At 44.3% G+C, this 14925-nt stretch carries 11 protein-coding genes and 2 pseudogenes; all 13 read left to right on the forward strand.

Features of this window, described 5'->3' with window-relative positions; all coding sequences use genetic code 11:
- Nucleotides 1-92: 92 nt before the first annotated feature.
- The 13 genes and pseudogenes from yycF to upp all read left to right on the forward strand — a co-directional run bounded on the left by yycF (nt 93) and on the right by upp (nt 14780).
- A complete protein-coding gene (gene yycF, locus RWS39_RS01825; protein ID WP_045501071.1) occupies nt 93-794 on the forward strand; it encodes a response regulator YycF in 702 nt (233 codons plus the stop codon).
- Nucleotides 787-2151 carry a cell wall metabolism sensor histidine kinase VicK gene (gene vicK, locus RWS39_RS01830; protein WP_005589490.1) on the forward strand — a complete coding sequence of 455 codons (1365 nt, stop codon included), beginning with the start codon at nt 787-789 and terminating at the stop codon, nt 2149-2151. Before yycF ends, vicK begins: the two co-directional genes overlap by 8 nt.
- Entirely contained in the window at nt 2144-2944 is an 801-nt protein-coding gene (locus tag RWS39_RS01835) for an MBL fold metallo-hydrolase (RefSeq protein WP_037586201.1), read from the forward strand. The genes vicK and RWS39_RS01835 overlap by 8 nt, the downstream gene beginning before the upstream one ends.
- A gap of 312 nt (nt 2945-3256) precedes the next feature.
- Entirely contained in the window at nt 3257-3616 is a 360-nt protein-coding gene (locus RWS39_RS01840) for a YbaN family protein (RefSeq protein WP_015605195.1), read from the forward strand.
- 145 nt (nt 3617-3761) lie between these two features.
- Nucleotides 3762-4451, forward strand: coding sequence for a ribonuclease III (gene rnc, locus RWS39_RS01845; RefSeq protein ID WP_045501072.1), 690 nt, complete (start codon nt 3762-3764; stop codon nt 4449-4451).
- Entirely contained in the window at nt 4451-7987 is a 3537-nt protein-coding gene (smc, locus tag RWS39_RS01850) for a chromosome segregation protein SMC (RefSeq protein WP_045501073.1), read from the forward strand. Before rnc ends, smc begins: the two co-directional genes overlap by 1 nt.
- A 366-nt stretch (nt 7988-8353) precedes the next feature.
- Nucleotides 8354-9038 (forward strand): annotated as a pseudogene (locus tag RWS39_RS01855) (AI-2E family transporter); the annotation flags it as partial.
- Complete coding sequence (locus tag RWS39_RS01860) at nt 9025-10320, forward strand: hypothetical protein (RefSeq protein ID WP_015605191.1); 1296 nt, start codon at nt 9025-9027, stop codon at nt 10318-10320. The pseudogene RWS39_RS01855 and the gene RWS39_RS01860, both read left to right, overlap by 14 nt.
- Nucleotides 10321-10324: 4 nt before the next feature.
- A pseudogene (locus RWS39_RS01865) lies at nt 10325-10552 on the forward strand (nucleoside deaminase); the annotation flags it as partial.
- Between the two features lie 332 nt (nt 10553-10884).
- Nucleotides 10885-11676: a Cof-type HAD-IIB family hydrolase gene (locus RWS39_RS01870; RefSeq protein WP_015605189.1), complete on the forward strand. Its 792-nt coding sequence runs from the start codon at nt 10885-10887 to the stop codon at nt 11674-11676.
- Nucleotides 11676-12494 carry a Cof-type HAD-IIB family hydrolase gene (locus tag RWS39_RS01875; protein ID WP_015605188.1) on the forward strand — a complete coding sequence of 273 codons (819 nt, stop codon included), beginning with the start codon at nt 11676-11678 and terminating at the stop codon, nt 12492-12494. Before RWS39_RS01870 ends, RWS39_RS01875 begins: the two co-directional genes overlap by 1 nt.
- A 3-nt stretch (nt 12495-12497) precedes the next feature.
- Nucleotides 12498-14006 carry a signal recognition particle-docking protein FtsY gene (ftsY, locus tag RWS39_RS01880; protein WP_015605187.1) on the forward strand — a complete coding sequence of 503 codons (1509 nt, stop codon included), beginning with the start codon at nt 12498-12500 and terminating at the stop codon, nt 14004-14006.
- 144 nt (nt 14007-14150) lie between these two features.
- Nucleotides 14151-14780, forward strand: coding sequence for a uracil phosphoribosyltransferase (upp, locus tag RWS39_RS01885; protein ID WP_015605186.1), 630 nt, complete (start codon nt 14151-14153; stop codon nt 14778-14780).
- The last annotated feature ends 145 nt before the right edge of the window (nt 14781-14925 follow it).

Raw genomic sequence — 14925 nt, forward strand, 5'->3', positions numbered from 1 at the left:
AATTTGATATAATAGTGCTTATGGAGCGGTAGGACAGATACAAAAATAATAGATGTCTAAGCTTAAAAATTGTATAGATATGAAGGTAAAAAATGAAAAAAATATTAGTTGTAGATGACGAGAAGCCAATCTCGGACATTATAAAGTTTAACATGGCTAAGGAAGGCTATGAAGTACTGACAGCCTTTGATGGTAAGGAAGCTCTAGAAATGTTTGAAGCAGAGCAACCGGATATCTTGATTCTGGATTTGATGTTGCCAGAAGTGGATGGACTGGATGTTGCCCGGACCATTCGCAAGACCAGCAATGTGCCGATTATTGTACTTTCGGCCAAAGATAGCGAGTTCGATAAGGTAATTGGTCTGGAGATCGGTGCCGATGACTATGTGACCAAGCCCTTTTCAAATCGTGAATTATTGGCTCGGGTCAAGGCCTTGTTGCGCCGTTCTGAACTAGTCCCAGATAGTCATGTGGATGAGAGCAGTCCAAAGGAACTGTTTATTGGGGATTTGCAGATTCTTCCAGATGCTTTTGTGGTGAAAAAACATGGGAAAGAATTGGAATTAACCCATCGTGAATTTGAACTTTTGCACCATTTGGCGACTCATGTTGGTCAGGTCATGACGCGTGAGCATTTGCTAGAGACCGTCTGGGGCTATGATTACTTTGGAGATGTGCGGACAGTCGATGTGACTATTCGCCGTCTGCGCGAAAAAATCGAAGATACTCCAAGCCGTCCGGAGTATATCCTGACTCGCCGCGGTGTCGGTTATTACATAAGAAATAATGATTGAAACGCTAAAAGAATTCGTACTTTCTCCTGACTTTGTCTTTTCACTGATTGTTGTCGGCTTTATCATCGTCGTGGCTCTTTTGCTACTGGAAAATCGACGAGATACTCAAAAGCTGGTGCAGTTAAACCAAAAGATCAAAGGATTGATTGCAGGAGATTATTCAGAAGTTTTAGATATGCAGGGCAGTCCTGAAATCACGGACATGACCAATTCCATCAATGATCTCTCTGAAGTCATCCGCCTGACGCATGAAAATTTGGAGCAAGAAACCAAGCGTCTATCCAGTATCCTGTCTTACATGACGGATGGCGTGCTTGCGACCAATCGCCGAGGACAGATTATTACCATCAATGACATGGCAACCAAGCAATTGGGTGTCAAACGTGATGATGTCCTTAATACCAGTATTTTAGATTTGCTGGATATTGCTGATGAGTATGATCTGCGCGAATTGATCACCAAGGTTCCAGAATTGACTATTGATTCTCAAGATGAAAATGGTGAATATGTAAGCCTGCGGGTTCGCTTCGCCTTGATCAGACGGGAGTCAGGTTTTATATCAGGGTTGGTAGCAGTGCTACATGATACAACGGAGCAGGACAAGGAAGAGCGGGAGCGTCGGCTTTTCGTTTCCAATGTTAGCCATGAATTGCGGACGCCTCTAACCAGTGTGAAATCCTATCTGGAAGCCTTGGATGATGGCGCTCTGTCAGAGCCTGTTGCACCGGAATTTGTCAAGGTTTCACTAACCGAGACAAACCGTATGATGCGGATGGTGACGGACTTGCTTAGCTTATCGCGGATTGATAATAATACCAGCCATCTGGATGTTGAGCTGACCAATTTTACAGCCTTTATCACCTATATCCTCAACCGTTTTGATAAGATAAAAAATCAGGATGAGACCAAAAAATATGAGATTATCAGGGATTATTCAATTACACCGATTTGGGTAGAGATTGACACGGATAAGATGACCCAGGTGATTGATAATATCATGAACAATGCCATCAAGTATTCGCCTGATGGTGGGACGATTACGGTTTCTGTGAGAACAACAGATGTTCAGTTGATTCTCTCGATTTCAGATGAAGGTCTGGGCATTCCCAAGCAGGATCTGCCAAAGATTTTTGATCGTTTCTATCGGGTGGATAAGGCCCGCAGTCGAGCCCAGGGAGGAACGGGCTTGGGTCTGGCTATTGCTAAAGAAATTATCAAGCAGCATCATGGCTTTATTTGGGCCAAGAGTGAGTATGGCAAAGGATCTACCTTTACCATTGTTCTTCCATATGATAACGATGCTGTCCGTGTAGATGACTGGGAAAATGAAGAGAATGTAGAAAGTGAACATGACTAAGGGATTTCAATATAGTATTCTAGCATCAGGCTCGAGTGGCAATTGCTTTTATCTGGAAACAGACCAGAAACGACTGCTTGTTGATGCTGGTCTATCAGGGAAAAAAATTACGAGTCTTTTGAGCGAAATAGATCGCAAACCAGAGGATTTAGATGCTATTTTGGTCACCCATGAGCACAAGGATCACATCCATGGTGTGGGGGTTTTGGCGCGTAAATACAATCTAGATATTTATGCCAACGAAGCAACCTGGCGAGCGATGGAAAAGGACTTGGGCAAGCTGGATGCTAGTCAGAAGCATATCTTTGAAATGGGTAAGATGAAGACTTTTGGCGATTTAGATGTCGAAAGTTTTGGAGTCAGCCATGATGCGGCTGCTCCCCAGTTTTATCGCTTTATGAAGGATGGCAAGAGCTTTGTCATGCTGACGGATACGGGCTATGTCAGTGACCGCATGGCAGGAGTCATTGAGAATGCAGATGCTTATTTGATTGAGAGCAATCATGATATCGAGATTCTCCGGAGCGGTGCCTACCCGTGGAGCCTGAAACAGCGCATCCTGTCTGACTTGGGGCACTTATCCAATGAAGATGGTGCGGAAACTATGATTCGTACACTTGGCAATCGCACCAAGCGCATCTATCTGGGGCATCTGAGCAAGGAAAATAATATCAAGGAGTTGGCTCATATGACCATGGTCAATCAACTGGCTCAAGCAGACTTGCCAGTGGGCCATGATTTCCAGGTCTTCGATACTTCTCCTGATACAGCGACGCCTTTGGTAAATATCTAATCATCAGTCGTTCAGAAAGAGAGTGGGACAGAAATCGGTAATTCGTTAGAATTCGATTTCGTTGTCCCACCTCCGCACAGTTGAGTAGGGCTGTAAAAGCTGATGAAATCAGCGTGGTAGAGCCCACTCAACCACTGCGTCTTGCTCAACAAACCAAAGACAATTGAGAGTCTGGGATTTTTGTCCCAGCCTCTTTTTTAGGATTGACAAGGATTGCTTTTTATGGGAAACTAGTTTTATATTTTTTAGCTTGTTTTTTATACTAGAAAGGAAGCTAAAGAATGACCATGAAAACGTACGTGAGGAAACCAAATGCGCTTGATTTATTTTGTGATTGCCTGCTTATCTTTGGCCTTAGGAGTGCTGGGGATTTTTCTGCCCCTTCTTCCTACGACTCCTTTTTTACTTTTGTCTATTGCTTGCTTTTCGCGCAGTTCCAAGCGGATTGAGAATTGGCTTTATCACACCAAGCTATATCAGACCTATGTTGCAGATTTTCGGGAGACAGGTTCGATTGCTAAGGAGCGCAAGAAAAAGATTATCGTATCCATCTATATCTTGATGGGAATTTCCATTGCGTTAGCTCCGATAATTTGGGTAAAAATTTTCTTATTCGCCCTGACAATCTTTATTACCTATTATCTTTTCAAGGTCATCCCAGATAAGGAATAGGCCAGGAATTACGCTAAGAAGACAAGTAAACAAGTGCGTTGGCACTTGTTTTTTGGTATAATGGTAGATGGTTCACAAAGAACATCATTTTAGAAAGGATGGATTGGACTCATGCTCTGCCTTGGCCTAGCATGAAAAAGAAATTATGGAACAATTAAAAGATGCACTGCTGGAGCAGTTTGGGCTGGTGTTTGAAGACAGCAGTCTGCTAGAGACCGCTTTTACTCATACCAGCTATGCCAATGAGCACCGCCTCTTAAAAATTTCACACAATGAACGCCTGGAATTTTTAGGAGACGCTGTTCTGCAGCTGATTATTTCTGAGTATTTATATAAAAAATACCCCAAAAAACCAGAAGGAGATTTGTCAAAACTACGCTCCATGATTGTTCGGGAGGAGAGTTTGGCTGGCTTTGCACGGGACTGTCAGTTCGATCAGTTTATCAAGCTGGGTCGCGGTGAGGAAAAGTCAGGAGGCCGCAATCGCGATACCATTCTGGGTGACTTATTTGAGGCCTTTTTGGGTGCCCTTCTTTTGGATAAGGATGTGGAGACTGTCAAAGACTTTATTTACCAAGTCATGATTCCCAAGGTAGAAGCAGGTGACTTTGAGCAGGTGACTGACTATAAGACTAAGCTGCAAGAACTCCTACAGGTTAATGGGGATGTGGAGATTGTCTATCAGGTTACAGATGAGACAGGGCCAGCCCATGCTAAGAACTTTGCTGTGGCTGTGTTAATCAATGGTCAGAAAGCGGGTCAGGGACAAGGCCGTTCTAAGAAACTGGCTGAGCAGGAAGCTGCCAAGGATGCATTTGAAAAGGAAAGTCACTAATGTTTTTAAAGGAAATTGAAATTCAGGGCTTCAAGTCATTTGCAGATAAGACCAAGGTGGTTTTTGACCAAGGTGTGACTGCTGTTGTTGGTCCCAATGGCTCAGGCAAGTCCAACATTACAGAGAGCCTGCGCTGGGCTCTGGGTGAGTCGAGTGTCAAGAGTCTGCGGGGTGGCAAGATGCCCGATGTCATTTTTGCAGGGACGGAGAACCGCAAGCCCCTCAACTATGCTTCGGTCGTTGTGGTTTTGGATAATCAGGATCAGTTTATCAAGCAAGCAAGCAAGGAAATCCGCGTCGAGCGCCATATCTATCGCAGTGGTGATAGCGAGTACAAGATTGACGGCAAAAAGGTCCGTCTGCGCGATGTCCATGACCTTTTCATGGATACAGGACTGGGACGGGATTCTTTCTCCATTATTTCCCAAGGAAAGGTCGAGGAAATCTTTAACAGTAAGCCAGAGGAGCGTCGGGCTATTTTTGAAGAAGCGGCCGGAGTGCTCAAATATAAGACCCGTCGCAAGGAAACAGAAAGCAAACTAGCGCAGACTCAAGACAATTTGGATCGCTTGGAAGATATTATCTACGAGCTGGATAGTCAAGTCAAGCCACTGGAAAAGCAGGCTGAGACGGCCAAGCGCTTTTTAGAACTGGATCATGAGCGTCAGGAGCTTTATCTGGATGTCTTGGTGGCTCAAATCAAGGCGAATAAAACTGATTTGACGGCGGCAGAAGCTGATTTGGAGAGTATCAAGCAGGAACTAGCGGCCTATTATACGAAACGGGATGAATTGGAGCGTGAAAACCAAGAGATTAAGGTTAAACGTCAGGAAGTGAATCAAAAACTGTCTGACGATCAGGCCAGTCTTTTGGAGTTGACGCGTTTGATCAGTGATTTGGAACGCCAGATAGACCTAGCTAAGCTGGAATCTAGTCAGGCGGCCAGCAGCCGTTTGGAAAATGAAGAACGCTTGGCTGGGTTGAGAGAAAAAAGCCAGCAGCTGACAGCTGATATTTCCTCCAAGGAAGCTCATCTGGCTGATTTAGTAGTCCAGTTGACAGAAAATCAAGAGGCTATGAGCCAGTTGGAAGCAGAATTGGCGGACTTTTCAGATGACCCAGACCAGTTGATCGAAAATCTGCGGGATCGTTACGTCAAGCTCATGCAAGAAGAAGCGGACTTGTCCAACGACTTGACCTCGCTAGAAAATCGTCTGGAGAATGAGCGGAGCCAAGCGGCCAGCAAACAGGCAGAGTTTAGCAAACTACAGGCTGATTTAAAAGCTGGTAGAGACGAAGAAGCGGCTCGACAAGCAGAATTGGAAGCGGCACAGGCTGCCCTCAGAGACTTGCTAGATCAGTATCAGCAGCAGGAGGAGCAGGTCGAGAAGTTGGCGACTGCTTATCAAAATGAGCAGACCAGCATGTTTGCCCTGCTGGATGATTTGAAAAATAAAAAAGCCCGTGCAGCCAGTTTAGAAGCTATTCTTAAAAATCACAGTAATTTCTATGCAGGTGTAAAAAGTGTCCTGCAGGAAGCTGATCGTCTGGGTGGCATTGTCGGGGCAGTCAGCGAGAAATTGAGCTTCGATCCTCATTACCAGACCGCTTTGGAAATTGCGCTGGGGGCAAGTAGTCAGCATATCATCGTTGAGGACGAAGGGGCAGCGACCAGAGCCATCGATTTTCTTAAGAAAAATCGGGCTGGTCGGGCTACCTTCCTACCTCTGACGACCATCAAGGCTCGTCAACTTCCCGAGCAAAATCAATCCAGAATTGAGGCTAGTTCAGGCTTCTTAGGTATAGCTTCGGAGCTGGTGACCTATGAGCCAGGTTTGGAGAATATTTTCCAAAATCTATTGGGGACAACCGCTATTTTTGATACGATTGAGCATGCGCGTGCGGCTGCTCGTCAGGTACGTTACCAAGTCAGAATTGTAACGCTGGACGGAACGGAACTGCGCACAGGCGGTTCTTACGCCGGAGGAGCCAATCGCAATAATAACACAATCTTTATCAAGCCTGAACTGGACAGCCTGCTTGGAGAAATGGAGCAGCAGTCCCAGAAGCTGAAAGCTCAGGAGCAGCAAGTCGAAAGCTTGCAGTCTCAGCTATCAGAGGCCAAGCAAGCCTTGGAAGCCATCAAGTCTGAGGGTGAGCAAGCCCGCTTGACGGAGCAAAGAGTCAAGTTGGCCTACGAACAGATTGCAGAGCGGGTTGCGGAACTCAGCCAGCTGGAGCAACTCCAGGAGCAAGATTTGGCTAATCAGACTGAAGCAGCAGGCCTTGCTGAAAAGAAAAAAATGGAAGAGCGGCTGTCGGCTATCGAGGCTTCCAAAGTAGCCATTACTGCTGAAATCGAGCAAGTCAAGTCGAATAAAAACGCTGTTCAGGATCGTTTCGATCAGCTATCGGCTAACTTGTCAGAACTGAAATTGAAGAGCACGGAGCTGACTTCTAGCCAGCGCTTTGAGAAGAATGATTTGTCGCGTTTGCTAGAGGAGAAGGCTGCTCTGGACAAGGAAGTCGTTACTTTGCAGCTTTTGATAGAGCAAAAGGAAGAAGCGGTCAGCCAGAAGGTGGATATTTCCGTCTTGGAAGAGCAGCTTAAGACTGCCCAAGAGAAAAAGACAGACTTGGATCAGAGCCTCATCCGACTCAAATTTGAGCTGGACGACTTAGAGGGCCAGTCTGAGGATATTCTAGGGAACTTAGATCAAGCCCGTCAGCAAAACGAAAGTCTGATTCGCCGTCAGGCCAAGGCAGAGGCTGAAAAAGAGAAATTTTCAGATGCCTTGCGTCGTCTGCTGACTAATCTGACGGATAATTACCAGATCAGCTTTGAAGAGGCTGATCAAAGAGCGCGTTCTTTGGAAAATCTTGCAGCTGCAGAAGCCCAAGTCAAAGACTTAGAAAAGGCTATTCGTGCTTTGGGACCGGTCAATCTGGAAGCAGTAGAACAATTTGAAGAAGTCAGCAACCGACTGAATTTCCTCAAAAGTCAGCGGGACGATGTCCTCTCAGCCAAAAATCTTCTCTTGGAAACCATTGAAGAGATGAATGACGAAGTCAAGGAACGTTTCCAAACAACCTTTGAAGCCATTCGTGAAAGCTTCAAGCTGACCTTTAGCCAGATGTTTGGCGGCGGTTCAGCTGACCTGATCTTGACAGAAGGCGACCTGCTGACAGCTGGGGTAGAGATTTCGGTTCAGCCTCCGGGCAAGAAAATCCAATCTCTCAATCTTATGAGTGGTGGAGAAAAAGCCCTGTCAGCCTTAGCCCTTCTCTTCTCCATCATCCGCGTCAAGACCATTCCGTTTGTTATCTTGGATGAAGTTGAGGCAGCTCTGGATGAGGCCAATGTCAAGCGCTTTGGGGATTATCTCAATCGCTTTGACAAAGAAAGCCAGTTTATCGTTGTGACCCACCGTAAGGGAACCATGTCTGCGGCAGATTCCATCTATGGAGTAACCATGCAGGAGTCAGGAGTTTCCAAGATTGTGTCGGTCAAGTTAAAAGATTTAGAAAGTTTATAGTATGAGTATAAAATTAGTAGCAACAGAAATCGGAATAAGGTAATTGATACAATAGAATACTAAGAAAGCCTTTGAATAAGTTGTTTCAAGGCTTTTTACTGTCTATAGATAGAAGGAAATGGGTATCAGAAATACTTTGATTCTATGGAGACACCCTTGATTTGTTAAACGTTAAATTGCATGTTTCGAAAGTCAATCATCTTGAGGCAGTATAACTGCATAATAACATTTCTTTCGTCAATAGAAAGTAGGAGTTATAGTAAATTGTGAGAATTCTTGGTATAATGAGGATAATAAATAAAAAATAATTTGAAGGCACAGGTATGTTGATGGAAATAAACTAGGTTATAGATAATACAAAAGCGTATATCGTCTGTCATTACATTCCTTGGCGGATTTACAACGAATATTATAGGCTCTTCTCAAATGTGTTCTCTGTGATTATGGGGATTTTCTTCATGATTAATATTCTCGTAAGTAAGGAAATACTCGCACGTTTAACGCTTCGCATTCTCAATGTGGTGTTGCTAAAAGACAAAATTGAGCACATTCTTATGTCGGGGAAGTCATCGTGGATACGTATGACCGTTTCTTGATGAGTCAAATCATCGAGGCGGGAATTGTTGGGGTTATGATTTTTGCCGCATACTCTCTTGTAGGGTTGCCATATGCAGGACTTGTTGGGGTGCTGGCCGGAGTATTCTCGTTCATTCCGAATATCGGGCCGTTTATGGCGTGCGGAATCGTAATGCTCTTCATCTTTACAGAAAGCCCAATTCAAGCACTCATTTCGGTTGTCGTCTTTATGGTCGTTCAAACAGTGGAAGGCAATGTCGTCTATCCTAGGGTTGTCGGCAGTTCCGTAGGGTTGCCAACGGCTCTAACCCTTGCTACTACGTTAATCGGTGGAAATCTCTTTGGTTTAGTAGGAATGATTTTCTTCACACCAATCTTTGCCGTGATTTACCGTCTCGTGAAAGAATGGATGGAGAAACATGAACAAGCTGCTCCAGTGGTAGCTGTAGGAGGTATTATTGATGAAGAAAATTAGCGACTTAGGGATTACGGGGAAAAAGCTCCTCTTTGAAGGGATTGCGTTCCTTGTTGCTGGGATATTGCTCCTTATATTCGGACCAAGCTTCCCAGAATTGATGTTACGTCTGTTTTTAACATTCTTATGGGCCCGTGAACTATGGAATTTCTTATTCCGTTGGTTTAGTAAAGCGGCATCTAAAGACCCGTTATGGCTGAATATAGGGAAATTTTCCCTTTACGGATTTTTAGCAGGAAATCAATTCTTCCTGTCATTGCCGATTGCGATTGTAAGCATCTTGATGGGACTCAATGAAGTGATGAAGGCGGGAATTAGTGGTGTGACATACTATATTTATGTCAAAGATGATATTCGCCCGCGATTTCGCTTGCTCTTTGATACCATTTGGCTTTCAGTTGTCGGGGTAGCCACTTTAATTTCTCTTGGGGGCGACGGCAATTTGCAAATGTTCTTCCTTTCGCTCTATTTTATCGGGTATGGGATTAGCAATATTCGGGACGGCTGGTTCTTCGAGGCCGAAGTTGGAAAGAAAGTCCTTCGCAGACGCTTGCGTCGTGGGATGCCGCTTGTATTTGCTGCACTGATTCCTCGAGTAACCTTACAAAAAATTAATGATGCGTTGGAACTTGGAGAAGGCGAAACGGCTTCAGAAATTTACGACCGTGCCAAAGAAAATGCAGAACCAAACTTAGAGATGTTTATTCATGTCACAAAAGACGGGTTTGGAGCCATCGGGCATGTCGACCTGTGTTATAAGGGCCGCATTATTTCATTCGGAAACTACGATACGAATTCGGAGCGCCTCTTTGGAACGATGGGGGACGGGGTACTTTTCAGTGCCGACCGTGAAAAATACATCGAATTTTGTAAACGCGAAAATCATAAGACCCTACTGGGATATGGTCTTGCCTTGTCTCCAGAACAACTCGCGGCCATCGATAAGGAAATCGCCAAATTGATGTCGCTGACAGTGCCTTGGGATCCACCGAAAATGGTGAAACCTAAGCATCCTGGAATCGACAAAGAAGAACCAATGTATGCCTACAAGCTCAAACAAGAAGCAGATGCACTCTTGTATAAATTTACCTCTTCAAAATTCAAGACGTATTTTGTGATGAGTACCAACTGTGTATTGCTAGCCGATACGATTGTCGGGACAGCAGGCACCGATATTTTAAGCGCCCGAGGATTTATTTCACCAGGAACGTACCAAGATTACTTAGATAAGGAGTTTGAGAGACCGCATAGTCTAGTCGTGACGAAGCGCGTCTATCAGTAAGAACATGGAACTTCATGAAAAAGAATTCTTTATGAGGGAAGCGTTGAAGGAAGCGCAGAAAGCCTATGACCAAGCGGAAGTGCCAATCGGGGCTGTCGTGGTCTTGAATGGTGAAATTATTGGGCGTGGTCATAACTTACGTGAAAAGGAACAAGACGCCACGCTGCACGCCGAAATCAAAGCCATTCGCCAGGCAAACCAACACCTTGGAAGCTGGCGACTCGAAGACTGCTAAGTCAGTTTGTAGACCACGCTTCGCCAGAACGTATTTGCCAAATAGCAAAACATAAATTGAATTTAGGATAACTAAATATATAAAAAGTTTATGTGATGTTATTTTATAAAATAAAAAAGTAAATAGATATAGTATAAACAATATCAAAAACGGTCAGGTCATAGAAATATGATCTGACTGTTTTTCATCTGTGGAATGAAGTGTTAGTTTTATGATATAATATAAAGGATTAACAGAGATGAGAAATGATGGGGGTTGCCTAAATCCTTAAAAGATGCATACCCTAAATGCCCTTTGCACACCCCTAATTCAAAAAAGGAGATAATTGTATGATAAGACTCATTGCCACAGATATGGACGGGACTTTTTTAGATGACAAGGGTCAGTTTGATATGGAGCGGCTCAAGCACCTGCTAGCTCAGTTTAGAGAAAAGGGCATCTACTTTGCTGTTGCCAGTGGTCGAGGGATTCTCTCTCTTGAGAAGCTCTTTCATGAAGTTCGGGATGATATTATCTTTATCGCAGAAAATGGTAGCCTAGTAGAGTTTCAAGGAAAAGATCTATACGAAGCAACCATGCCAAGAGAATTTTATCTAAAGGTATTTGACAAGCTTAAGGAGTCGCCTTTTGTCAATATCAATGAGTTGCTTCTGACAGGGAAAAAAGGCTGTTATGTGCTAGAGACAGTAGATCCGACTTATCTCTCTTTCAGCGCTAATTATAATGAAAATATCCAAAAAGTTGCTGATTTTAGTGAGATTACAGACGAGATTTTTAAATTCACGACCAATTTCAGCGAAGAAACAGTGGCCGACGGCGAAGCCTGGGTCAATGAAAATGTCGCAGGTGTCAAGGCGATGACAACAGGCTATAAGTCGATTGATATCGTGCTGGACTATGTGGATAAAGGCGTGGCTCTTGTCGAGCTAGCTAAGAAGCTAGGCCTAGAAATGGACCAGGTCATGGCTTTTGGCGATAACCTCAATGACCTGCATATGATGCAGGTGGTGGGGCACCCGATTGCACCAGAAAATGCACGGCCGGAAATTTTGGCAGTTGCGAAAGAAGTGATTGGCCACCATGCGGCCCAATCTGTTATGACCTACATGGAGGGCTTATAATGGCTGATATTAAATTGATCGCTTTGGACTTGGACGGGACGCTTTTGACTACGGATAAAAAGATTTCTCAAGGGAATCTGGCAGCGCTCAAAGCGGCTCAGCAGCAAGGTGTCAAAGTTGTATTGACCACAGGGCGTCCGCTTAAGGCTATGGAATTTTTCCTGCATGAGCTGGGCACTGATGGTCAGGCAGATGAATACACCATTACCTTTAATGGTGGTCTAGTTCAGCGCAATACAGGCGAAATTTTGGATAAAACAGTTTTTGCCTACGATGATGTAGCTAGAATTTATGAAGAGACTGAGAAATTGGGTCTGCCTCTGGATGCGATTGATGGGGGCTTGGTTTATCAGATTCAATCAGACCAAGTATCGCTCTATGCGGAGTTTAATCCAGCTCTGAACTTTGAATCCATTGCTTTTGAAGACCTTTCTAGCCAAATTACCTACAATAAGTGCGTCACAGCCTTTGCTCAGGAACCGCTGGATGCAGCCATTCCTCATATTGCGCCCGAACTGTTTGACCAGTATGAGATTTTCAAATCACGGGAAATGCTGCTGGAATGGTCACCGAAAAATGTCCACAAGGCGACTGGTTTGGAGAAACTGATTGCCCACTTGGGAATTGATAAAAGCCAAGTTATGGCCTGCGGTGACGAAGCCAATGATCTGTCAATGATTGCTTGGGCTGGGCTAGGAGTTGCCATGCAAAATGCTGTGCCAGAAGTCAAGGAAGTCGCAGAAGTTGTCACTCCGATGACCAATGATGAAGATGCAGTTGCTTGGGCCATTCGGAAATATGTATTGAAGGAGAACTAAAGAATGGGATTATTTGACCGTCTTTTTGGACGTAAAAAAGAGGAACTTGAAGAAAAGCCCCAGTTAGAGGAGCAGGCAGAGGAGAGTTATCAGACTACAGAGACTGAAGTCCCATTTGAGGCAGAATCCCAGCCTCTTGCTGCTTCCAATGAAGAAACAGCGGAAACTCAGGAAGTAGAGTTTGTGTTAGAAGAGAAGATAGAGTCTACAGATTCAGCAATTTCTGAGCAGGAATTTGCCCCAACTACTCAACAAGCTGACTTATCTGAACCAGTGCTTGAAGACGAGGAAAGTCCTGAACAAGTTTTGGCTGAGGCAGAAGAGCAGTCTGAAACTTCAGCAAATCAAGCGTTGGAAAGTAGTAGCGAATCAGAAGCGGCGACTGAAAGCAGAGATTATTACCAAGAATTACAGGAACGTTTGGCTGCAGCGAGAGAGCAAATTAACTACGAATCAGAGCAAGAAGTATCTAGTGAGCAGGAAGCAAGCACTTCTTCAAAAGTAGACTCGACCGAGTATGGAGAAGAGGCAGAGGAAGAACTGACTCCCGCAGAAACATCTGAGAGTTCTACTGAATACCAAGAAGAGAGTGTTCAAGACAAGTATGACCGCAGTCTAAAAAAGACGCGGACTGGCTTTGGTGCTCGTCTCAATGCCTTCTTTGCTAATTTCCGCTCAGTTGACGAAGATTTCTTTGAAGACTTGGAAGAATTGCTGATTACCAGTGATGTCGGTGTGCAGGTAGCTTCCAATCTAACTGAGGACTTGCGCTATGAAGCACGCCTGGAAAATGCTAAGAAACCAGAAGCCTTGCGCCAACTAATCATTGAAAAATTGGTCGATATCTATGAGAAAGATGGCCGCTTTAATGAAAAAATCAATTTCCAAAACGGTTTGACTGTCATGCTCTTTGTCGGAGTAAATGGCGTAGGCAAGACGACCTCAATCGGTAAATTGGCCTATAAATACAAGCAAGAAGGTAAAAAAGTGATGCTGGTGGCAGCAGATACCTTCCGAGCTGGAGCAGTTGCCCAGCTGGCTGAGTGGGGTCGCCGAGTCGATGTGCCTGTTGTGACTGGTCCAGAAAAGAGCGATCCAGCCAGTGTCGTGTTTGACGGTTTAGAAAGGGCCAAGGCTGAAAATGTCGATATTCTCATGATTGATACAGCAGGTCGCTTGCAAAATAAGGACAATCTCATGGCAGAGCTGGAAAAAATCGGTCGCATTATCAAGCGGGTGGATCCAGCAGCGCCGCACGAAACCTTCCTAGCTTTGGATGCTTCCACTGGTCAAAATGCGCTGGTTCAGGCCAAAGAATTTTCAAAAATTACGCCTGTGACAGGTATTGTCCTGACTAAGATTGACGGAACTGCGCGCGGTGGTGTTGTGCTTGCCATTCGTCAGGAACTGGATATTCCAGTGAAGCTGATTGGTTTTGGCGAGAAAATTGACGATATCGGCGAGTTTAACTCTGAGAACTTTATGAGAGGTCTCCTAGAAGGTTTGGTGTAATAGTCTATCAATAAAGCCTAAATTGAAATCAAACTCTTCTATCAAAAAGTAATCAAAATAGATGAAAAGGTTTGCTTGTTGCAAGCCTTTTTTCTTCTTTTTTGATATAATAAGAAGAATAAAATGAAAGAAGGAAATCCAATCATGGGAAAACTTGAAGTTATTGCTCATCCACTAATTCAGCATAAATTGTCTATCTTGCGTCGTACAGATACCTCTACTAAAGCTTTTCGTGAATTGGTAGATGAAATCGCAATGCTGATGGGATACGAAGTTTTGCGCGATTTACCACTTGAAGATGTAGAAATTGAAACACCAATTACGAAAACAGTTCAAAAGCAGATTGCAGGGAAAAAATTGGCGATTGTCCCAATCTTGCGGGCTGGTATCGGTATGGTAGATGGTCTCCTGAGCTTGGTTCCTGCTGCTAAAGTCGGCCACATTGGAATGTACCGTGACGAAGAAACCTTGAAGCCAGTTGAATATTTGGTAAAATTGCCAGAAGACATTGATCAACGTCAAATCTTTGTTGTCGATCCAATGTTGGCTACGGGTGGTTCTGCTATCTTGGCTGTGGATTCTCTGAAGAAACGTGGCGCAAGCAACATTACATTTGTCTGCTTGGTGTCTGCTCCAGAAGGTGTTAAAGCCTTGCAAGATGCTCATCCTGATGTAGATATTTTCACGGCTGCCCTCGACGATCACCTCAATGAACACGGCTACATCGTTCCAGGTCTCGGAGATGCTGGTGACCGCCTCTTTGGTACAAAATAGAAATTCTAGTCTGTAATAGGAAAGTCCAGCCAATCCCGTGGATTTGTGCTTTCCAAACCAAAGATAATCACAGCTTTGTTCTCTGTCATCCGACAGGTAAAGCAAATATTTGACCTTTTTTGACCAAAAGGCTATAATAATGAAT

It is taken from the genome of Streptococcus cristatus (assembly GCF_963529205.1).
GTDB lineage: Bacteria > Bacillota > Bacilli > Lactobacillales > Streptococcaceae > Streptococcus > Streptococcus cristatus_O.

Coding starts and splice junctions, on each gene's coding strand:
- yycF (WP_045501071.1), top strand. CDS start 93: ATGAAAAAAATATTAGTTGTAGATGACGAGAAGCCAATCTCGGACATT.
- RWS39_RS01875 (WP_015605188.1), top strand. CDS start 11,676: ATGGCTGATATTAAATTGATCGCTTTGGACTTGGACGGGACGCTTTTG.
- ftsY (WP_015605187.1), top strand. CDS start 12,498: ATGGGATTATTTGACCGTCTTTTTGGACGTAAAAAAGAGGAACTTGAA.
- rnc (WP_045501072.1), top strand. CDS start 3,762: ATGGAACAATTAAAAGATGCACTGCTGGAGCAGTTTGGGCTGGTGTTT.
- vicK (WP_005589490.1), top strand. CDS start 787: ATGATTGAAACGCTAAAAGAATTCGTACTTTCTCCTGACTTTGTCTTT.
- smc (WP_045501073.1), top strand. CDS start 4,451: ATGTTTTTAAAGGAAATTGAAATTCAGGGCTTCAAGTCATTTGCAGAT.
- upp (WP_015605186.1), top strand. CDS start 14,151: ATGGGAAAACTTGAAGTTATTGCTCATCCACTAATTCAGCATAAATTG.
- RWS39_RS01835 (WP_037586201.1), top strand. CDS start 2,144: ATGACTAAGGGATTTCAATATAGTATTCTAGCATCAGGCTCGAGTGGC.
- RWS39_RS01840 (WP_015605195.1), top strand. CDS start 3,257: ATGCGCTTGATTTATTTTGTGATTGCCTGCTTATCTTTGGCCTTAGGA.
- RWS39_RS01870 (WP_015605189.1), top strand. CDS start 10,885: ATGATAAGACTCATTGCCACAGATATGGACGGGACTTTTTTAGATGAC.
- RWS39_RS01860 (WP_015605191.1), top strand. CDS start 9,025: ATGAAGAAAATTAGCGACTTAGGGATTACGGGGAAAAAGCTCCTCTTT.